Raw genomic sequence first — 16102 nt, forward strand, 5'->3', positions numbered from 1 at the left:
TCTAATGAATTTCTTGTTTCAATCGCAAATATATAAAGTTAAAAACAATCATTATCGACAACTTTCACTTTTAAGACATGATGTTAAGGGCTTATTATCACCAGCCTTATTACAGGCCGATCGCATCATCCTCAATAAATCTGCTGATAAAAAAATTATTCAATCAGCAGAATCAATCGCCAGTTCTATTGAAAAAACTTCTGATTATCTAAATGCCACAAAAAAGATTGATAATTTATTCTAATCATTTTGAATGAGTTCAATTTTGTAACCGTCTGGATCCTCCACAAAAGCTATGAATGTTTTTCCAAATTTAACGGGTCCTGGTTCACGAGTAATTTTGCCACCCGATTGTCTAATTTTCTCAACTAATTGGGTAACATCATCAACACCAAAAGCAAGATGACCAAATCCTGTTCCCACATTATAAGGCGTTTCACATCCCCAATTATAGGTCAGTTCGAGTTCTGCCCCACCTTTGTCATTACCTTGATAGGCCATATAAACCAATGTATACTTACCCTCTGGCACATCTTTACGACGCACTTCATGAAGCCCCAGCATTTTATAAAATGAAATGGACTTGTCAAGATCGAAAACCCGAAGCATTGTATGTAAAAACATTGACATTCAATTTTCCTTACGCAAATATTTTTGTTCAAATGTCACAGGATTATAGCTTAACAGAAACAGGCCTTTTTGATTTGCAATTGCAACCATTTCGTCTTTGTGGATTAATAACGTTCCCTCTGCCTCGAAGGCGATACCTCTTAATCCAGAATAATGGGCATTATATACCGTTTTTGGACCAATGGTTGGCATATCGGCTTTTCGTTCCTGATTCGGTTTGACCTGTTTGATCAAAATGCCGCCCAAACCTGGTTGCTGACAGTCTTTTGCCCGTTTTAACATGGCATCAGTTCCTTCCATGGCTTCCACAGCAATAACCAATTCATTTTGAACAATACAAGCCTGTCCAATATCAAGCTCTCCCATAACTTTATTAATTTTAATTCCTTTAGCAATATCCTGTAAAGCCAATTTATCTGGAATAACATCTCCTAAAATTCCCTCATATACAGGCTGTAAAAATTCATGAGCTCCTCTAACTGTAAACCCTTCCTCATTTAGCACACGAACGAGGGAGGCAAGCAATCCATCATCTCCAGCAAAAAGGGCCTTACCTATTTTTCCTAATATTCTTACCCCTTCCGGGTCTGGACGAAGATCAAAAAACGATGGTCGTTTCACTGGTCCAATCAAGACAAGTTCTTTACAATTATTCTGGCGTAAAGTATTTAGAATATGTCCTGCAGCGGCTAATCTTACATATTCATGTGGCCAAGAGCTGACAATATGAGGTTCTGCAAAATCCTTAAAAGCCACAATAAAAATAGAATATCCTTTTTTCTTTGCAGCTTCTGCAACCTTTCCTGGCAAAGGTCCTCCTCCTGCCAAGATACCTAAAACAGGCTGTTGTCGGTTTTTATCCATCTAATATTTAATCATCATTTTCAGAAGAGGAAATCATGCGTCCAACTTTAACCAATCCACGTCGGCTCGGATTCTGAATAAAATCCAGTATTTCCTTTACACGCTCAATATGTCCATATTTTTCGTGCACTAATTTCAACCGTTCATCAAAAACCATTTCTTGTTCATTTTCTTTCGGGAAAAGAATTCGATAAACGCCTCTTAAAGCATGCAACTCCTGATTTTTAACCCCATTTCGTTTCAGCCAAATCCAATGCATTCCCACCAAACGGGCCCGATTACCTATTACACTACCATAGGGTATGACATCAGATTCAACTCCTGTTACACCCCCTACCAAGGCCCCTCTACCAATTCTTACGAATTGATGAATAGCTGCACATCCCATAATTCGTGCATCATCATCTATGTGAACATGCCCCCCTAGAACAACATTGTTCACAATGATCACTCTATCTCCTAAATAGCAATCATGTGCAATATGAGAGTTAACCATTATCAGACAATCGGAACCTACGCGGGTCATCCCATTTCCGATAGCTGTTCCGCGATGAATTGTCACTTGTTCCCGAACAATAGTACGGGCACCAATAATACAGCTTGTCAACTCACCTTTATATTTCAAATCTTGCGGGGCCAGACCAATTGTAGAGAATGGATAATAGACTGAATCTTTTCCCAAAACAGTTTTTCCCTCGACAATGACATTTGCTATAAGTTTTGCACCATCTTCAACAACAACATCATCACCAATAATACACCATGGACCAATATGTATTCCCTGTCCCAACTTAGCTTTTTCAGACACAATTGCCGATGGATGGATATAACAATCACGAGAGGAACGATTTATTTGTATATTTTTTGTCAGAGTTTCCTCCATCCCCTTAAAAAACTTTAAAACAACTCAATACTTATAATTATGATAAAATTAAGTTTATATTTTAAATATTTCCATAAATGAATTTTTAGCCAACAATCATGGCACTGAAAATTGCCTCAGCCACTGAAACTCCATTAACTTTTGCTATACCGCGAAATTTCCAGACATTTGCACGGTTACGTTCTTTTTCCACATGAATATGCAATTGATCCCCTGGAACAACCGGCTTTCTGAATTTCGCGCTATCCACAGTCATAAAATATACAAGTTTACCTTCGAATTCACTTCCGAGTGTTTTTACAACCAAAACCGCTGCCGTCTGAGCCATAGCTTCAATTATTAAAACACCAGGCATAACAGGATGTCCCGGAAAATGCCCAATAAAAAACTGATCATTTACCGTAACATTCTTAATTCCTGTTGCAGAGCTTCCCAATTTTACATCGACTACACGATCAATAAGTAAAAATGGATATCGATGCGGAATAGCCTTCATTATTCCCTCGATATCAATAACAAGTATATCGATTTCACTATTTATTGTATCTGATTGAACTGTAGAATTTTCTAGATTTTTATTCACGTTTTCAAACCATTATAAGAACGAAAAAATTAATTATTATTGCAAAACAAGAATGTTCATTCTTTTTCTTTTGAAGATGACTTAACAAGACGCCTTAAAAAAGCAACATTTCTGAAAAACTCTCGAAAAGGCATTGCCGGACTACCAATTACATCGGATTTAGCATCAATATCCGACATTACACCACATTGTGCACCTATTCGGGCATGTTCCCCAATATGGATATGTCCAATCAAACCTGCCTGTGCAGCAATTGTAACGAAATCCTCCAATCGGGTCGAGCCGGATATTCCAGCCTGGGCTACCACAATGCAGCATTTTCCCATTTGGACATTATGTCCGATTTGAACTAGATTATCTATTCTCGATCCTTCACCAATAACCGTATCTCTTACCGATCCCCGATCAATTGTTGAGTTAGAACCAATTTCAACATCATCTTTCAGGATAACTTTACCTATTTGAGGCACACTTAAAAAACCATGTTCACTAATGGCAAAACCAAATCCATCCTGTCCTATCCTAACTCCTGGATATAATGTAATTCTATTCCCCAATATTGCACAGCTCAAAGAAACATGACTTCCAATTCGACAGTTTTCACCAATTTCTACACCCTGTTCAATGACAGTATGTGACCCAATAATTGAACCCTTTCCAATTTTCACGTTTGCCTTTATCACTACAAATTCCTGGATTTCAACTTCATCATCAATCTGGGCAGTTGAGTCAATACAGGCAGAAGAATGAATACCGGCTTGAACCGAACTTTTAGGATAAAACAAAGATGCTATTCTCGCCCATTCCAAATACGGGTTTTTTGTTACCAATGCATGAGAATGATGGGGTATTTTATCTGCAAAAGCAGGTGAAACAATTATTAATCCGGCTTTTGTTTGAGATAGCAAGTCAATATATCGTTTATTATCAAGAAAACTAACCTCATTTTGCGTGGCTGATTGCAAAGGTGCAATTCCCATTAAATCAAAAGATTTATCTCGACCATTGTATGCTGGAACAAATTTGGCTTCAGAAGTCCCAATAATCTGTTCCAAGGCAATAGGCGCAGACTTTTTAAAAAAACGAGAATCACCAGGACAATTATTAATCGTATTCAGATTCACTTTATAATAACACCTGATTTTATTAATTATTTAGTTGTTTTCTTTGGTTCAACCGCTTTGGTCTGAGGTTTTTGAAGTTCAGGATTCGCTGTTGTTGGCATTGTTCCACTTTTTGCCAATTCTTCAGGATCGACATTTGCCGCAGGTACAAAAACAGATGGTAGATTTTTATTAAGCTCTTTTAAAACATCATTTGTAATATCGAGCTCATTAACGCTTAATGCGACTTGTTCACGATGTAGTACCAAATTCATATTATGACTGGAAGCCACATTCTGAATAATCTGAATCAATTCACGTTCAATCTGTCCAAAAGAAACTTGTGCCGCCTCTTGAATAATTCTGCTTCGATTGCGAAAATCCTTTTGTGCCTTTAAAACACGTGCCTGTAACTGACGTGCACGCGATTGAATTTGTTCAGAAGTCATTGTTCTAGCTTTTGCCTGAATTTGCTGCTGTTCCGAACGCCAAACTTTTTGTTCTTTTTGAACATCCTGTTGCAGATTGTCCCTACGAGCTTCCAATAATTTTGAGGCTTCAAGATAAGCGGTTGATTGACGCATAACATCCGGAACACTGATTACCCCAATTACAGCCTGTGGTGGTGGATTGGATTTTGCAATAGGGGCTGGTGTCGGAATTGGTGGTAATGGCAAAACAGGCTGATTTTGATTCTGCATATCGGTTTCATCGGAATCATCCGTGTCAGGAACAGAAGCAACCGGTACAGCTTTACTAACATTAGCAGTGGAATGCTTTACTGTTTTTGGCGTATTGATAACAGGTTTTGTCTGACTCCCTTTAGGAATGAACCATCCATTATTCTCGTCTGCGGCATGAACAGAATTATTAAATCCAGAAAATGAAGGAATAATCATTAACCCTGTCACTGCCAAAAAAAGCTTTAAATTTTTTGCCATTATAAATCCTTAAAACTGTTGTCCAAAACCAAACCTTAATAGTTGTACCCGGTCACGTCTCTGTTTGACAATAGGTATACCAACATCAACATTCAACATACCGAAAGGACTTTTCCATGAGATACCAGCACCAGTACTTACACGCGGTGTCATTGAATTTCCCCAAATCGGTGTATAACGATCTCCATCAGTTGCTTTATTGGTATAACGACGTTTAACACGCATTCCTCCCAAAGCACCCATATCCACAAAATAACGACCCATTAAACCCAGATCACGTGAAGCGGGCATGGGAAAATTAACTTGTGCTGAAGCCGTGTACATGAAACGACCTCCCAGAAAATCTTCCTCACCATGGGATTTACCCTCAACCACATGACTGATTGGATGCGTTCTTGGTCCAACTCCACCATCATAGAAACCACGCAAATTGTTACCACCAAGATAAAAGTTATCAATAACGCTTCTATGACTATGTCCTGAAATATCGCTTATATAGCCTGCACCACCACTGATACTCAATGTCCAATCACGATTACCGGTAAAATCATCCAGGGGGAAATACTGGGCAGCATCAATTTTACCTCGAACATATTTCGTGTCACCACCGACACCAGCAAAATCTCCACCCAGGCGAACCAAGGTTCCACTGTGAGGATTCATTCTCGAATCTCTCGTGTCATAAGTAATCGTCGTACCAATTTGCGACAAGAATGAATAACCTTTTTGATCAAGAATATAGAAAGATGAGTGGCTCCAAATATCATGAACCCTTCTTTCCATAATCGAATATGTCCATTGCTGTGACAGTACGTTATTAAATGCGTATCCGATACGAAAAGTTGCACCATATCTGTTTTCGGCATAATTCTGATAAGTCTGATAATTATTTTCAAGATAGAATATATCAATTCCCGCGACCATATTTTTTCCCAGAAAATATGGATCTGTTATCGAAAAATCAGCTTGTCGAGCATAATAGGCCATTGTACCGTTAATTCCCGCATCAACCCCTGTTCCAAGGAAATTACGCTGCCTTAACCCTATATTTCCCAACACACCGGAATCCGTGGAATATCCTCCCCCTAGTGAGAATTCACCTGTTGGTTTTTCCTGAACATTTACAGAAACCATTCGTTTATCAGGAGCGGAACCTTTACTTTTTTCTACTTTGACAGTTTTGAAATATCCCAAATCCTCAACTGATTGCTTTATATATTTCTCGGTTGTATCAGTAAAAGGATCATTTTCAGCTATAGGCAACTCACGACGAATAACCTTATCCTGAGTCACCGTATTACCGTTAATGTCTATTCTCTCAACATAAACCCTCGGCCCTTCCATAACATCAAAAAGCAGATCAACAATCTTTTTTTCCGGGTTACGCGCAATTTCGGGTCTTACCACGGCAAAGGGATGTCCCTGTGACTGCAATGTTTCCTGAATATCTTTAGCTAAATCATCAATTTCCTTACCATCATAGATTTGCCCTTTACGTATTGGAATCATCCGTTGAACTTTTTCAGCTGTCACATTTTCAACATTTGATCGGGCATCAACCTTACCCAGGCGATATTGAGGACCCTCTTCCATTGTATAGGTAATGTAAAAAGATTTATGGTCAGGTGATAATTCACCTGTAGCATTAATCATTTTGAAATCGACATAACCGTTACGTAAATAAAATCTTCGAATCAATTCCGCATCATAACGGACTCGTTCAGGATTATACTGATCGGAAGAGGAAAAGAATCGATACCACGCAGCTTCTTTTGAAGAGGTTACCTGACTTAAGCGTGCCTCACTGAATGCATGGTTACCAACAAAAGTAAGTTTTTTTATTAAAGTTTTAGGACCCTCATCAATTCTAAAAACAACATCAATACGATTATGAGACAGATTGATAATTTGTGGCGTAACAGTTACTGAATAACGTCCTTTTGCTCCATACATGGCAAGGATACGCTGACGATCAGAAGCAATCAGTGAAGGGGAATAAACAGAACGCGCCCTCAAGGAAGTGTATTTCTGAATATCCGTATCCTTGAGTTTGGAATTACCCTCATAAGCAACACGATTGATAATCGGATTCTCTATAACCTTGATTTGTAACGTACTGCCGGAACGATGCAGGCTTATATCTTTGAATAAACCTGTGGCATAAAGTGTTTTTAAAGAACGATCCAATAAATCCTTATTAAATGGATCACCTGGTTGGGCCAGCATATAAGAAAGAACTGTCGGGGTTTCAACTCGATCATTTCCATATACTTCAATTGATTGGATAATACCGCCCTGTTTCGTTACTTGATTATCAACAGAACGCTTTTTATTACGGGATTTTTTTATAGAACTTCGACGATAATCCGCTTTTTTATGATGAGATGCATAAGAAGTTTTACTTGTTGTTTGAGCATGTAACGATACGCACATAAAAGGAAATATGCATACAGAAGCAAACAACGCCGAACGTTTACCGGACAAATCAGCCACCCTTTATTACCAAAACAAATCCATTCAATTCAATATCACAAGAAATACAACAATTAAATCAAATTTTATTTCTTAAACTAAAGGGGTAACGATTTTTAATCCTTTTTACAAGTTTTTGATTACAGAAATTGAATAGAATTTATTTACTGTGGCTTGTAAACCAGCTTATCAAACCCAATTGTGATATATCGTTATATGTTGAAAATAAAAAAAGCAACAAAATCAATCCGAAACCGATTTGAAATGCCCATACCTGAATTTTTTTATGAACAGGTTTACGACATACAGCTTCAATAACATAAAATAATAACCGTCCTCCATCCAACATTGGAATCGGAAACAAATTTATAAGGCCTAAATTAATGGATAAAACTGCCATCATTAAGATTAATTGATCAAAACCTTTTTCTGCAACTTGACCAGAAATCTGGGCTATTTTTATTGGTCCGCCCAGTTCACTCAAGGAACGTTGTCTGGTAACCATCTGCCCTAGTCCAATAACAGTGTCAGCGGTTATATTCCATGTTTCACGGAATGCATACACGACAGAATCTTCGATTGACAATCGATGTTTTTCAACAAAAATTCTGCCCATGACAATTCCCAACTGCCCTATTGATTTATGGTCAATTAATTTTGAACTAATTGTGATCGGCAATGAAACTTCCTTACCTTCTCTCTTCACAATCACCGTTGTCGTCATTCCCGGATGCTTTTTCGCAAATAAAGCCAGGGATTGAGCATCAGGATTTTTATATTTGTCAATTTGAATAATTATATCATGAGGCTTCATACCAGCTTGACTGGCAGCACTATTGGGAACAATATTTTCCACCACTGGTTTAATAAAAGGTTTACCTGAAATTGCGAATACACCGGCAAACAGGATCACGGCTAAAACAAAATTAAAAAAAGGTCCTGCAAAAATAACGATTGAACGATCCAATACAGATTTTGCATGAAATGTCCTCCCCGGAATCCAATTTGCTTTTTGTTCATCCGTGGCATCTTCCGGATCTTCAAATCCATGCGGTTTTACGTAACCACCCAACGGAATAGGACATAACCGCCATTCGGTTCCAACTTTATCACGCCATTTATATAGCGGCTTGCCAAAACCAATTGAAAATACGTCGACATGAACCCCACGCCAACGTGCAGCCAAATAATGACCAAGTTCATGAATGAATACAAGCACTCCTAATACAAATATGAAAGAGATAATTGTTACTATAAACGCATGCATCCAGTCTTACCCTATATTTCTTAGATTAGTTATTGTAATTGTTCAGCCACTCTTTTGCGCAACGTCGAGCTTCCATATCCCAATGCAACACATCTTCTAGTGAATTCGCCGTCGGTGCACCAAGTTTTTGCATGACGGTTTCAACTAGAGCCGCTATATGGAGAAAACGAATTTTTTCATGAAGAAATGCATCAACTGCCACTTCATTGGCTGCTGATAGAATGGTTGGCGCACATTTACCAGCTTTCAAGGATTCACGTGCCAATCTTAAAGCTGGAAATCTTACTTCGTCAGGTGCTTCAAAATCCAACTTTCCTGCCTTGGCAAGATTCAATCGTTCAACATTTGAATACATTCTCTTTGGCCATGCCAGAGTATGAGCAATTGGAATTCTCATATCTGGAGAACCAAGTTGTGCCAAGATACTTCCATCTTCATATTGTACCATACTGTGTACAATGGATTGGGGGTGGATTAAAACATCAATTTTATTCTCGCTTACAGAAAACAACCTAGCCGCCTCAATAATTTCCAACCCTTTATTAAACATTGTTGCTGAATCAATGGTAATCTTGGCACCCATCGTCCATGTCGGATGTTTTAATGCCTGATCTAGTGAAACATTTTTCATCTCTTCAAGGGAAAATTTTCGAAATGGCCCACCAGAGGCAGTAAGAATAATTTTTTCAATTGCATTATATTGTTTGTCCGCCATTGACTGAAAAACAGCATTATGCTCGGAATCAACAGGAAGTAATGTCGCGCCAGCCTCTTTCACGGCCTTTAACATCACATCTCCAGCTGAAACCAAGGCCTCTTTGTTAGCCAAGGCAACATAATGACCGTTTTTAACGGCAGCCAAAGTTGGTTCCAAGCCAATGGCACCAGTAATAGCCGCCATTGTCCAATCTACGGGAATAGCTGCCGCTTCCAATACAGCTTGGCGCCCCCCCATTACTTTTACAGGGAAAGAATTCAGCAATTCTTTCAATTCTGGTAAAAATTGATCATCTGCAATAACAGCATATTCAGCATTAAGCTTAATTGCCTGTTCAGCAAGTCTTTTAAAATTCTTGCCTCCAATCAAGGCAACCGTTTTGAACGCCTGAGGATCTTGCAACAAGAGATCAACTGTCGAACACCCAATACTTCCTGTACAACCCAATATTGAAACCGTCTTCATTTCCTAAAATCCTCTTCATGTCCAAAACCAGAATGCTCCCTTTATTATTTAAACAAATATAAAGGTATATTAGGTTTTATATTAAATATTAATTGATTATTAGCTAGTAATCCACCATTCCATTTGACACCCTCTATTTCAGATGGCAGGAAAAAAGTAAGAAGAGCGACCAAAATTGATACTGTCAACAAAGCATCGCAACGATCCAGAACCCCCCCATGTCCGGGAATGATTTTCCCTGAATCTTTAACACCTAAAATACGTTTAAGTTTACTTTCAAGCAAATCACCAATTTGCGCCATAATACCGATAAGAACACTCAAGACACATCCGATAAGATAGGAATGTTCAATTCCTTGATTCAAATATCCAATGATACAGGCACCGACGCAGCCAGCACCAATCAATCCACCTATAGCCCCTGACCAGGTTTTGCCAGGAGAGACAGAAGGAATAAGTTTGGGACCACCAACAAGTTTTCCAACAAGATAAGCACAACTGTCACTTGCAATAACAACCGAAACAATCCAGATGATCATCCAAGTTTGAAAGCCTGTCATAAACCGTAGCCACAATAAAGATAAACCAGCGCCACCGATAATCACTGATCCCAACCATAATTGTGGTCCAAAGATAAAGGCAAATCCCAATATGATATAAAGCGATTGTGTCCACATCCCTTCAAGGGCGGCGCAATAGGCTATAACAGGCCAAAATAAAAACAGGCACCCCTTAAAATTTTTATAACTAATTTTAAAAAGATTTTCCCATTCATATACCATTACGATACTTATAATGGAAATCATACCGATGTAATACCATTCACCCCATACAATACAAATCAAAGCAACAGGAACAATAATCACTGCAGAAACAATTCGTACAGGCAAATCCTGCCAAGAAGCTTGCTGATTATTATTCACTATCTTCTAATCCCGGTCTGGCACCAAAACGTCGTTCCCGACGAATATAAATATCTATAACCCTATCAAAATCCTCTTTGTCAAAATCTGGCCAAAGCGTATCAATGAAAATTAATTCAGCATAAGCGGCCTGCCATAAAAGAAAATTCGATAATCTGCTTTCACCACTTGTTCGTAAAATAAGATCTGGATCTGGTATATCTGCCGTAAAAAGATATGATGCAAATAAATCTTCTGTTATGTCCCGTGAATCAAGCAACTTATCAACCCGATCCTGACAAATTCTTTTAACTGCCTGAATAACCTCTCCTCTCCCTCCATAGGAAAGAGCCAAAGTCAGGACAAGCGCATCATTATTCTTTGTCAAATATTCCACTGCATGCAAATCGTTTTGAAGATTTTGGTCAAAACGTGTAATATCACCGATTATACGAATACGAATATTCTGCTTATGAAGCTTTTTAACTTCGCTTTTAAGGTAAAATTTCAAAAGTCCGGTTAAATCTGATACTTCCTCTGGTGTTCTTTGCCAATTTTCAGAAGAAAACGCATAAAGAGTCAACCATTTTATCTGTTTTTCAATAGCAAATTCAATACTGCGTTTGACCGCCTGTGCACCTGCACGATGTCCGGCAATTCTCGGCAACCCTCTTGCAGTTGCCCAACGACTGTTGCCATCCATAATGATCGCAACATGTTGGGGTATTTCACAATCATCCATTGTTGATGATATTTTGACATTATCATGAACAGTAGGTAAAACCATTAATTATCAACCTGATGTTTATGATCTATACCTGTTTAATGTCACGTTCTTTTTCAGCAAAAACCTCATCAATTTTATTGACATACTGATCAGTTATTTTCTGAATTTCATCAGACCAATCTTTTACATCATCTTGGCTGATTTCACCTTTTTTTTCAGCAGCTTTGGTTTTGTCCATTCCATCACGACGAACACCCCTCACCGCAATTTTTGCATTTTCAGCATACCGACTTGCAGCCTTAACCATTTCATTACGTCGCTCTTCAGTCAACTGTGGAATAGGCACTCTAATTAATTGCCCGTCAGGAATAGGATTTAATCCCAACCCACTTTCCCTTATCGCCTTGTCTACAGCGGATACTAACGTCTTGTCCCATATTTGAACAGATAACATTCGTGATTCTGGCGCTGTAATGGAAGCGACCTGAGTAATTGGTGTAATGCTTCCATAAGCATCAACGCGAATAGGCTCCAGCAAGGCCGGAGTTGCACGTCCCGAACGCAACCCTGCCAGATCATGCTTAAAAGATTCAATAGCGCTCTGCATACGTCGTGTCAGATCCTGCTTTAAACTATTAATATCATCAACCACATCAACACCTTTAAAATTATTAAGATTATTTAATTTATCTTTTACTTATGATTTGAAGAAGAAGCAACCACTCTGGTACAAACACCATTCCCCAATAACACATTTTCAAAATTGCCTTCTTTGTGTACATTAAACACTATCATTGGCAACTTATTATCCTGAGCCAGACTGAAAGCCGTCGCATCCATGATATTTAATTCCTTGATGAGAGCCTCAGAATAGGTGATTGTATCATATCTTTTGGCATCAGGATTGTTCTTGGGGTCGCTATCATAGACACCGTCAACCTGTGTCCCTTTCAGCATAATATCACATCCCATCTCTATGGCTCGCAACGCTGCGGCTGTATCCGTAGTAAAATAGGGATTTCCCGTACCCGCCGCAAAAATAACCACCCGTCCCTGTTTTATATGTGAAATGGCCTTGTTTCTTACATAATTTTCTGCAATCTGAGGAATATCAATCGCCGACATGATACAGCTTTCAATATGATGCTGTTCCAAAACATTATGCAAAACAATTGCGTTAATCACTGTAGCCAGCATTCCAGCATAATCACCATGAACACGATCTATTCCCTTGGAGGCTGCAGTCATGCCACGAAAAATATTGCCACCACCGATTACCAAACAAACTTCCACACCAGACTTAACAACATTGGCGATATCGCTTACAATAGCGTTTGCAACTTTTGGATCGATACCATAACTACCTTCACCCAGTAAAGCCTCACCTGAAATTTTCAATAAAACTCGTTTAGGAACAATTTTTTCTGAAGAAACCATTATAAATTCACATTGTAAATAAAGTTTTTTTTAAGTGGTTAAAGATATTATATCAGCCATTAAAATTTTGAAAGAATGAAAATAAATTTTAATTGATTAACAAACAATGCTTACCCTATGAAAGATCAAGCCCTATGGCTTTTAATCGATTATTTTCACTATCCCAATTCTTTCTTTCCTTAACTGTTAAAAAAACGTGACATGGCCGTTCCAATAAACGAGAAAGTTCTTTTCGGGCCCGTTCACCGATCATTCGTATTTTTTGTCCTTGATGCCCAATTATAATCGCTTTGTGATTGGGTTTAGAGACATATATTACCAAATCAACCCGTATTGAATGATCAGATTTTTCTTTGAAACTTTCTGTTTCAACGGTTATTGCATAAGGAATTTCTTCATGAGTCTTCATAAAAATTTGTTCACGTACCAACTCGGCAGCAAGCAACCGGTCTGGCAAATTGGTCAAATCATCATCTGGATATAGCCATGGCCCTTCAGGAACCTCTTTTGCCAGTGCTTCCATTAAATCATTTACACCATTCCCCTTTTTCGCACTCACCATAAAACTACGTTCTATTGAAAGTAAACTATTAACCTGATCTGCAAGAGGCAACAGTTTCTGGGGGATAATTTTATCAATTTTATTTAATACCAACCAAATACGGCGGCTAGTTTCCTTCAATTTTTGAATTATATGGTTAATCTCTTCATTTAATCCATTATGTGCATCCAGAATAAAAAGGGTTATATCTGAATCCACCGCACCGGTCCAGGCATTTGAAACCATCAATTCGTCCAGACGTCTCTTAGGCTTAAATATACCTGGTGTATCGACCAAAAGAATTTGAGATTGCTGATGCATAACAATTCCCAATATCCTCATTCTTGTTGTTTGTGCCTTGGGGCTGACAATTGACAATTTCGCCCCTACCATTTGATTTAACAAAGTTGATTTACCAGCATTTGGCGCGCCTATTAATGCAACAAAACCGCAACGCATCACTTATTACCCTGTCTCTTGATTTTATTAACCTTATTTAGTTTGCCCAGCAAATCCTTGGCTGCCGCACTCTGTGCACTTCTTTTGCTTCCCCCTTTACCTTGTCCCTCCATATTTTGTGCCTTGACGTTTATAATAAATACAGGCGTATGGGACGGACCCTCCTGGGAAACCAATTCATATACTGGTAAAGGCAATCCTCTTGTCAACAGCCATTCTTGCAATGCTGTTTTTGAATCTTTGGGAGGCAGCGCCTGCGCTTTCATAATATCAACCCATAATTTACGGACGAATTTTCTGACAGGTTCAAGTCCTCCATCAAGATACATCGCCCCCAAAATAGCCTCTACAGCATCAGCCAGAACACTTTCGGTATAATTGACCCCGGCTTTTTCTTCATGTGACGCAACATGAATACTGTTATGAATTTCAAGTTTTGATGCTATTTTTGCCAAAACTGTTTTGGACACAAGATTGGCATGACGAGGTCCAAGATCACCTTCCTGCTCATCCGGAAAACGTTCCAATAACCATTCCGCCATCACCAATCCTAAAACACGGTCACCAATAAACTCCAACCGTTCATTTGACCGGGCTCTTTTCCTTTTTTTATGTGCATATTTTTGCTCATACACTGCGGAACGATGGGTTAAAGCCTTTCGGAACAATGACTTTTTTACAAATTCATATCCCAGTTTATTTTCAAGTTCTTTTTCAGAAGAATTCAGGGAGTTAATAGTTATTTTTGTCATTTTACCGCTTTAAACAATCTATCCCAACGTATTTCAACTGGCCAATACCAAAATTGCCAAACTGGATGCTGACTATCATAAGAATAAAAAATAAACTGCACTTTCCCGATTAAGTGATCAATTGGGACATATCCAAGATAATCTGGCGAATTAGGATCTGTGAATCGACTGTCCGCACTATGTTCACGATTATCACCCATAGCGAAAAAATGTCCCTGAGGCACCTTGTAGAGAACAGTATTATTTACGTTTAATTCCCCATTCCATAAATAGGGAGATTGTTCATATTCATCAAAATCTTTTTGCAGAATATCGTGTTTAACAATTTTACTATTGGCTGGTAGGAATTCAGTAAATCGATGATCCACTTCAACAGGAACAGAAGAATTCTCTTTATAGTGATATTTTCCTCTAAATTGACGTTCAACGGCCTTGCCATTTACGTATAAAACACTATTTTTTACCTGAACAGTATCTCCCGGTAAACCGATAATTCTTTTTACGTAGTAATCGTAGGGAGGCTTAGTACTTCTAAAAACAGCTACATCTCCTCTTTTCGGAGCTTTATACCATAGCCTGCCTTTAAGATCCGGATGATAGAAAGGTAAGGAATAGCGAGAATACCCATAACTGTATTTACTAACAAAAATATAATCCCCAACCAAAAGGGTCGGGATCATAGAACCAGATGGGATATTGCAGGGCTCGAATAGTAAAATGCGTATAACAAGAATAATAAGACCACCCCAAAAGATAGTAAAAATCAATTCCTTGATCTGATGCCATATTGAAACATGTTTTTCATTATTTCCTGTATCTTTTACAGGTTTATTTATCTTATCCTGATTATTTTCCATATAAACATTCTATCTTGTTAAATTCCTGATTAGGTGCCCGATTTAGATGCGGTATTTCAAAGTTTCACGATCACTGTTCATTTACGATATTCATTGGAAGCATTTCAATAATAACTTGCGCAAATGCATAAGGATATTCATCACTCATGGTCAGTAAAATATTCGTTTTTTTATTTTTATCAATTAATTTTTGTAAAGATCTGAAAGCGCCATTATATAATCTTAATGTTGGTTTACCTTTTTCGTTATTGACAATTTCAATATCCTTGTAAAAAACCTCTTCTGTAAATCCCGTACCCAATGCCTTGGCACAAGCCTCCTTTGCTGCCCACCGCTTGGCATAAGTTCCAGACTTAAGTTTGTCTGATCGCATTTCAGCCTTTTTTATCTCTTTATCAGTAAATATACGATGAAGAAAACGTTCCTTATGGTGTGTAATGACTTTTTCAATACGACGAATGTCACATAAATCTGACCCAATACCAATAATCACTTTATTTC

18 protein-coding genes are annotated in these 16102 nt (G+C 38.3%); 1 reads left to right on the plus strand and 17 read right to left on the minus strand.

Annotated features, from left to right (window positions below):
- Positions 1 to 13 precede the first annotated feature (13 nt).
- The gene (locus tag GN303_RS05330; protein ID WP_146206642.1) at positions 14 to 244 is read left to right on the plus strand and encodes a hypothetical protein; all 231 of its coding nucleotides are present in this window, start codon (positions 14 to 16) and stop codon (positions 242 to 244) included.
- Here GN303_RS05330 and gloA read toward each other — a convergent pair.
- From gloA to acpS, 17 genes are all read right to left on the minus strand, one after another.
- Positions 241 to 630 (minus strand): lactoylglutathione lyase, encoded by a 390-nt coding sequence (gene gloA / locus GN303_RS05335; protein WP_110438146.1) that lies wholly within the window; start codon positions 628 to 630, stop codon positions 241 to 243. The genes GN303_RS05330 and gloA overlap by 4 nt on opposite strands.
- Positions 631 to 1494 carry an LpxI family protein gene (locus GN303_RS05340; RefSeq protein ID WP_110438147.1) on the minus strand — a complete coding sequence of 288 codons (864 nt, stop codon included), beginning with the start codon at positions 1492 to 1494 and terminating at the stop codon, positions 631 to 633. It abuts the gene before it with no gap.
- Between the two features lie 7 nt (positions 1495 to 1501).
- Positions 1502 to 2377 (minus strand): acyl-ACP--UDP-N-acetylglucosamine O-acyltransferase, encoded by an 876-nt coding sequence (lpxA, locus tag GN303_RS05345; protein WP_110438148.1) that lies wholly within the window; start codon positions 2375 to 2377, stop codon positions 1502 to 1504.
- 85 nt (positions 2378 to 2462) lie between these two features.
- On the minus strand, positions 2463 to 2918 hold the full coding sequence (gene fabZ / locus GN303_RS05350) for a 3-hydroxyacyl-ACP dehydratase FabZ (protein ID WP_255412353.1): 456 nt from the start codon (positions 2916 to 2918) through the stop codon (positions 2463 to 2465).
- A gap of 98 nt (positions 2919 to 3016) precedes the next feature.
- Entirely contained in the window at positions 3017 to 4084 is a 1068-nt protein-coding gene (lpxD, locus tag GN303_RS05355) for a UDP-3-O-(3-hydroxymyristoyl)glucosamine N-acyltransferase (RefSeq protein WP_110438150.1), read from the minus strand.
- Between the two features lie 26 nt (positions 4085 to 4110).
- Positions 4111 to 4962 (minus strand): OmpH family outer membrane protein, encoded by an 852-nt coding sequence (locus GN303_RS05360; RefSeq protein ID WP_110438593.1) that lies wholly within the window; start codon positions 4960 to 4962, stop codon positions 4111 to 4113.
- Positions 4963 to 5013: 51 nt separating this feature from the next.
- Positions 5014 to 7437 carry an outer membrane protein assembly factor BamA gene (gene bamA / locus GN303_RS05365; protein ID WP_110438151.1) on the minus strand — a complete coding sequence of 808 codons (2424 nt, stop codon included), beginning with the start codon at positions 7435 to 7437 and terminating at the stop codon, positions 5014 to 5016.
- Between the two features lie 199 nt (positions 7438 to 7636).
- On the minus strand, positions 7637 to 8743 hold the full coding sequence (gene rseP / locus GN303_RS05370; protein ID WP_110438152.1) for an RIP metalloprotease RseP: 1107 nt from the start codon (positions 8741 to 8743) through the stop codon (positions 7637 to 7639).
- A 25-nt stretch (positions 8744 to 8768) separates the two neighbouring features.
- Positions 8769 to 9926 carry a 1-deoxy-D-xylulose-5-phosphate reductoisomerase gene (dxr, locus tag GN303_RS05375; protein WP_110438153.1) on the minus strand — a complete coding sequence of 386 codons (1158 nt, stop codon included), beginning with the start codon at positions 9924 to 9926 and terminating at the stop codon, positions 8769 to 8771.
- Positions 9927 to 9970: 44 nt separating this feature from the next.
- The gene (locus tag GN303_RS05380; RefSeq protein ID WP_158523852.1) at positions 9971 to 10849 is read right to left on the minus strand and encodes a phosphatidate cytidylyltransferase; all 879 of its coding nucleotides are present in this window, start codon (positions 10847 to 10849) and stop codon (positions 9971 to 9973) included.
- A complete protein-coding gene (locus GN303_RS05385) occupies positions 10842 to 11615 on the minus strand; it encodes an isoprenyl transferase (RefSeq protein WP_110438155.1) in 774 nt (257 codons plus the stop codon). Before GN303_RS05385 ends, GN303_RS05380 begins: the two co-directional genes overlap by 8 nt.
- A gap of 25 nt (positions 11616 to 11640) precedes the next feature.
- Positions 11641 to 12162, minus strand: coding sequence for a ribosome recycling factor (gene frr, locus GN303_RS05390; RefSeq protein WP_231504077.1), 522 nt, complete (start codon positions 12160 to 12162; stop codon positions 11641 to 11643).
- A gap of 86 nt (positions 12163 to 12248) precedes the next feature.
- Positions 12249 to 12992, minus strand: a complete 744-nt coding sequence (pyrH, locus tag GN303_RS05395; RefSeq protein ID WP_110438157.1) for a UMP kinase — start codon at positions 12990 to 12992, stop codon at positions 12249 to 12251.
- Between the two features lie 115 nt (positions 12993 to 13107).
- The gene (gene era / locus GN303_RS05400) at positions 13108 to 13992 is read right to left on the minus strand and encodes a GTPase Era (protein WP_110438158.1); all 885 of its coding nucleotides are present in this window, start codon (positions 13990 to 13992) and stop codon (positions 13108 to 13110) included.
- Positions 13992 to 14744, minus strand: coding sequence for a ribonuclease III (gene rnc, locus GN303_RS05405; protein WP_110438159.1), 753 nt, complete (start codon positions 14742 to 14744; stop codon positions 13992 to 13994). Before rnc ends, era begins: the two co-directional genes overlap by 1 nt.
- On the minus strand, positions 14741 to 15601 hold the full coding sequence (lepB, locus tag GN303_RS05410; protein WP_110438160.1) for a signal peptidase I: 861 nt from the start codon (positions 15599 to 15601) through the stop codon (positions 14741 to 14743). Before lepB ends, rnc begins: the two co-directional genes overlap by 4 nt.
- Positions 15602 to 15671: 70 nt before the next feature.
- Entirely contained in the window at positions 15672 to 16094 is a 423-nt protein-coding gene (acpS, locus tag GN303_RS05415; RefSeq protein WP_110438161.1) for a holo-ACP synthase, read from the minus strand.
- Between the last annotated feature and the right edge of the window lie 8 nt (positions 16095 to 16102).

This window comes from Commensalibacter melissae (assembly GCF_009734185.1).
Taxonomy (GTDB): domain Bacteria; phylum Pseudomonadota; class Alphaproteobacteria; order Acetobacterales; family Acetobacteraceae; genus Commensalibacter; species Commensalibacter melissae.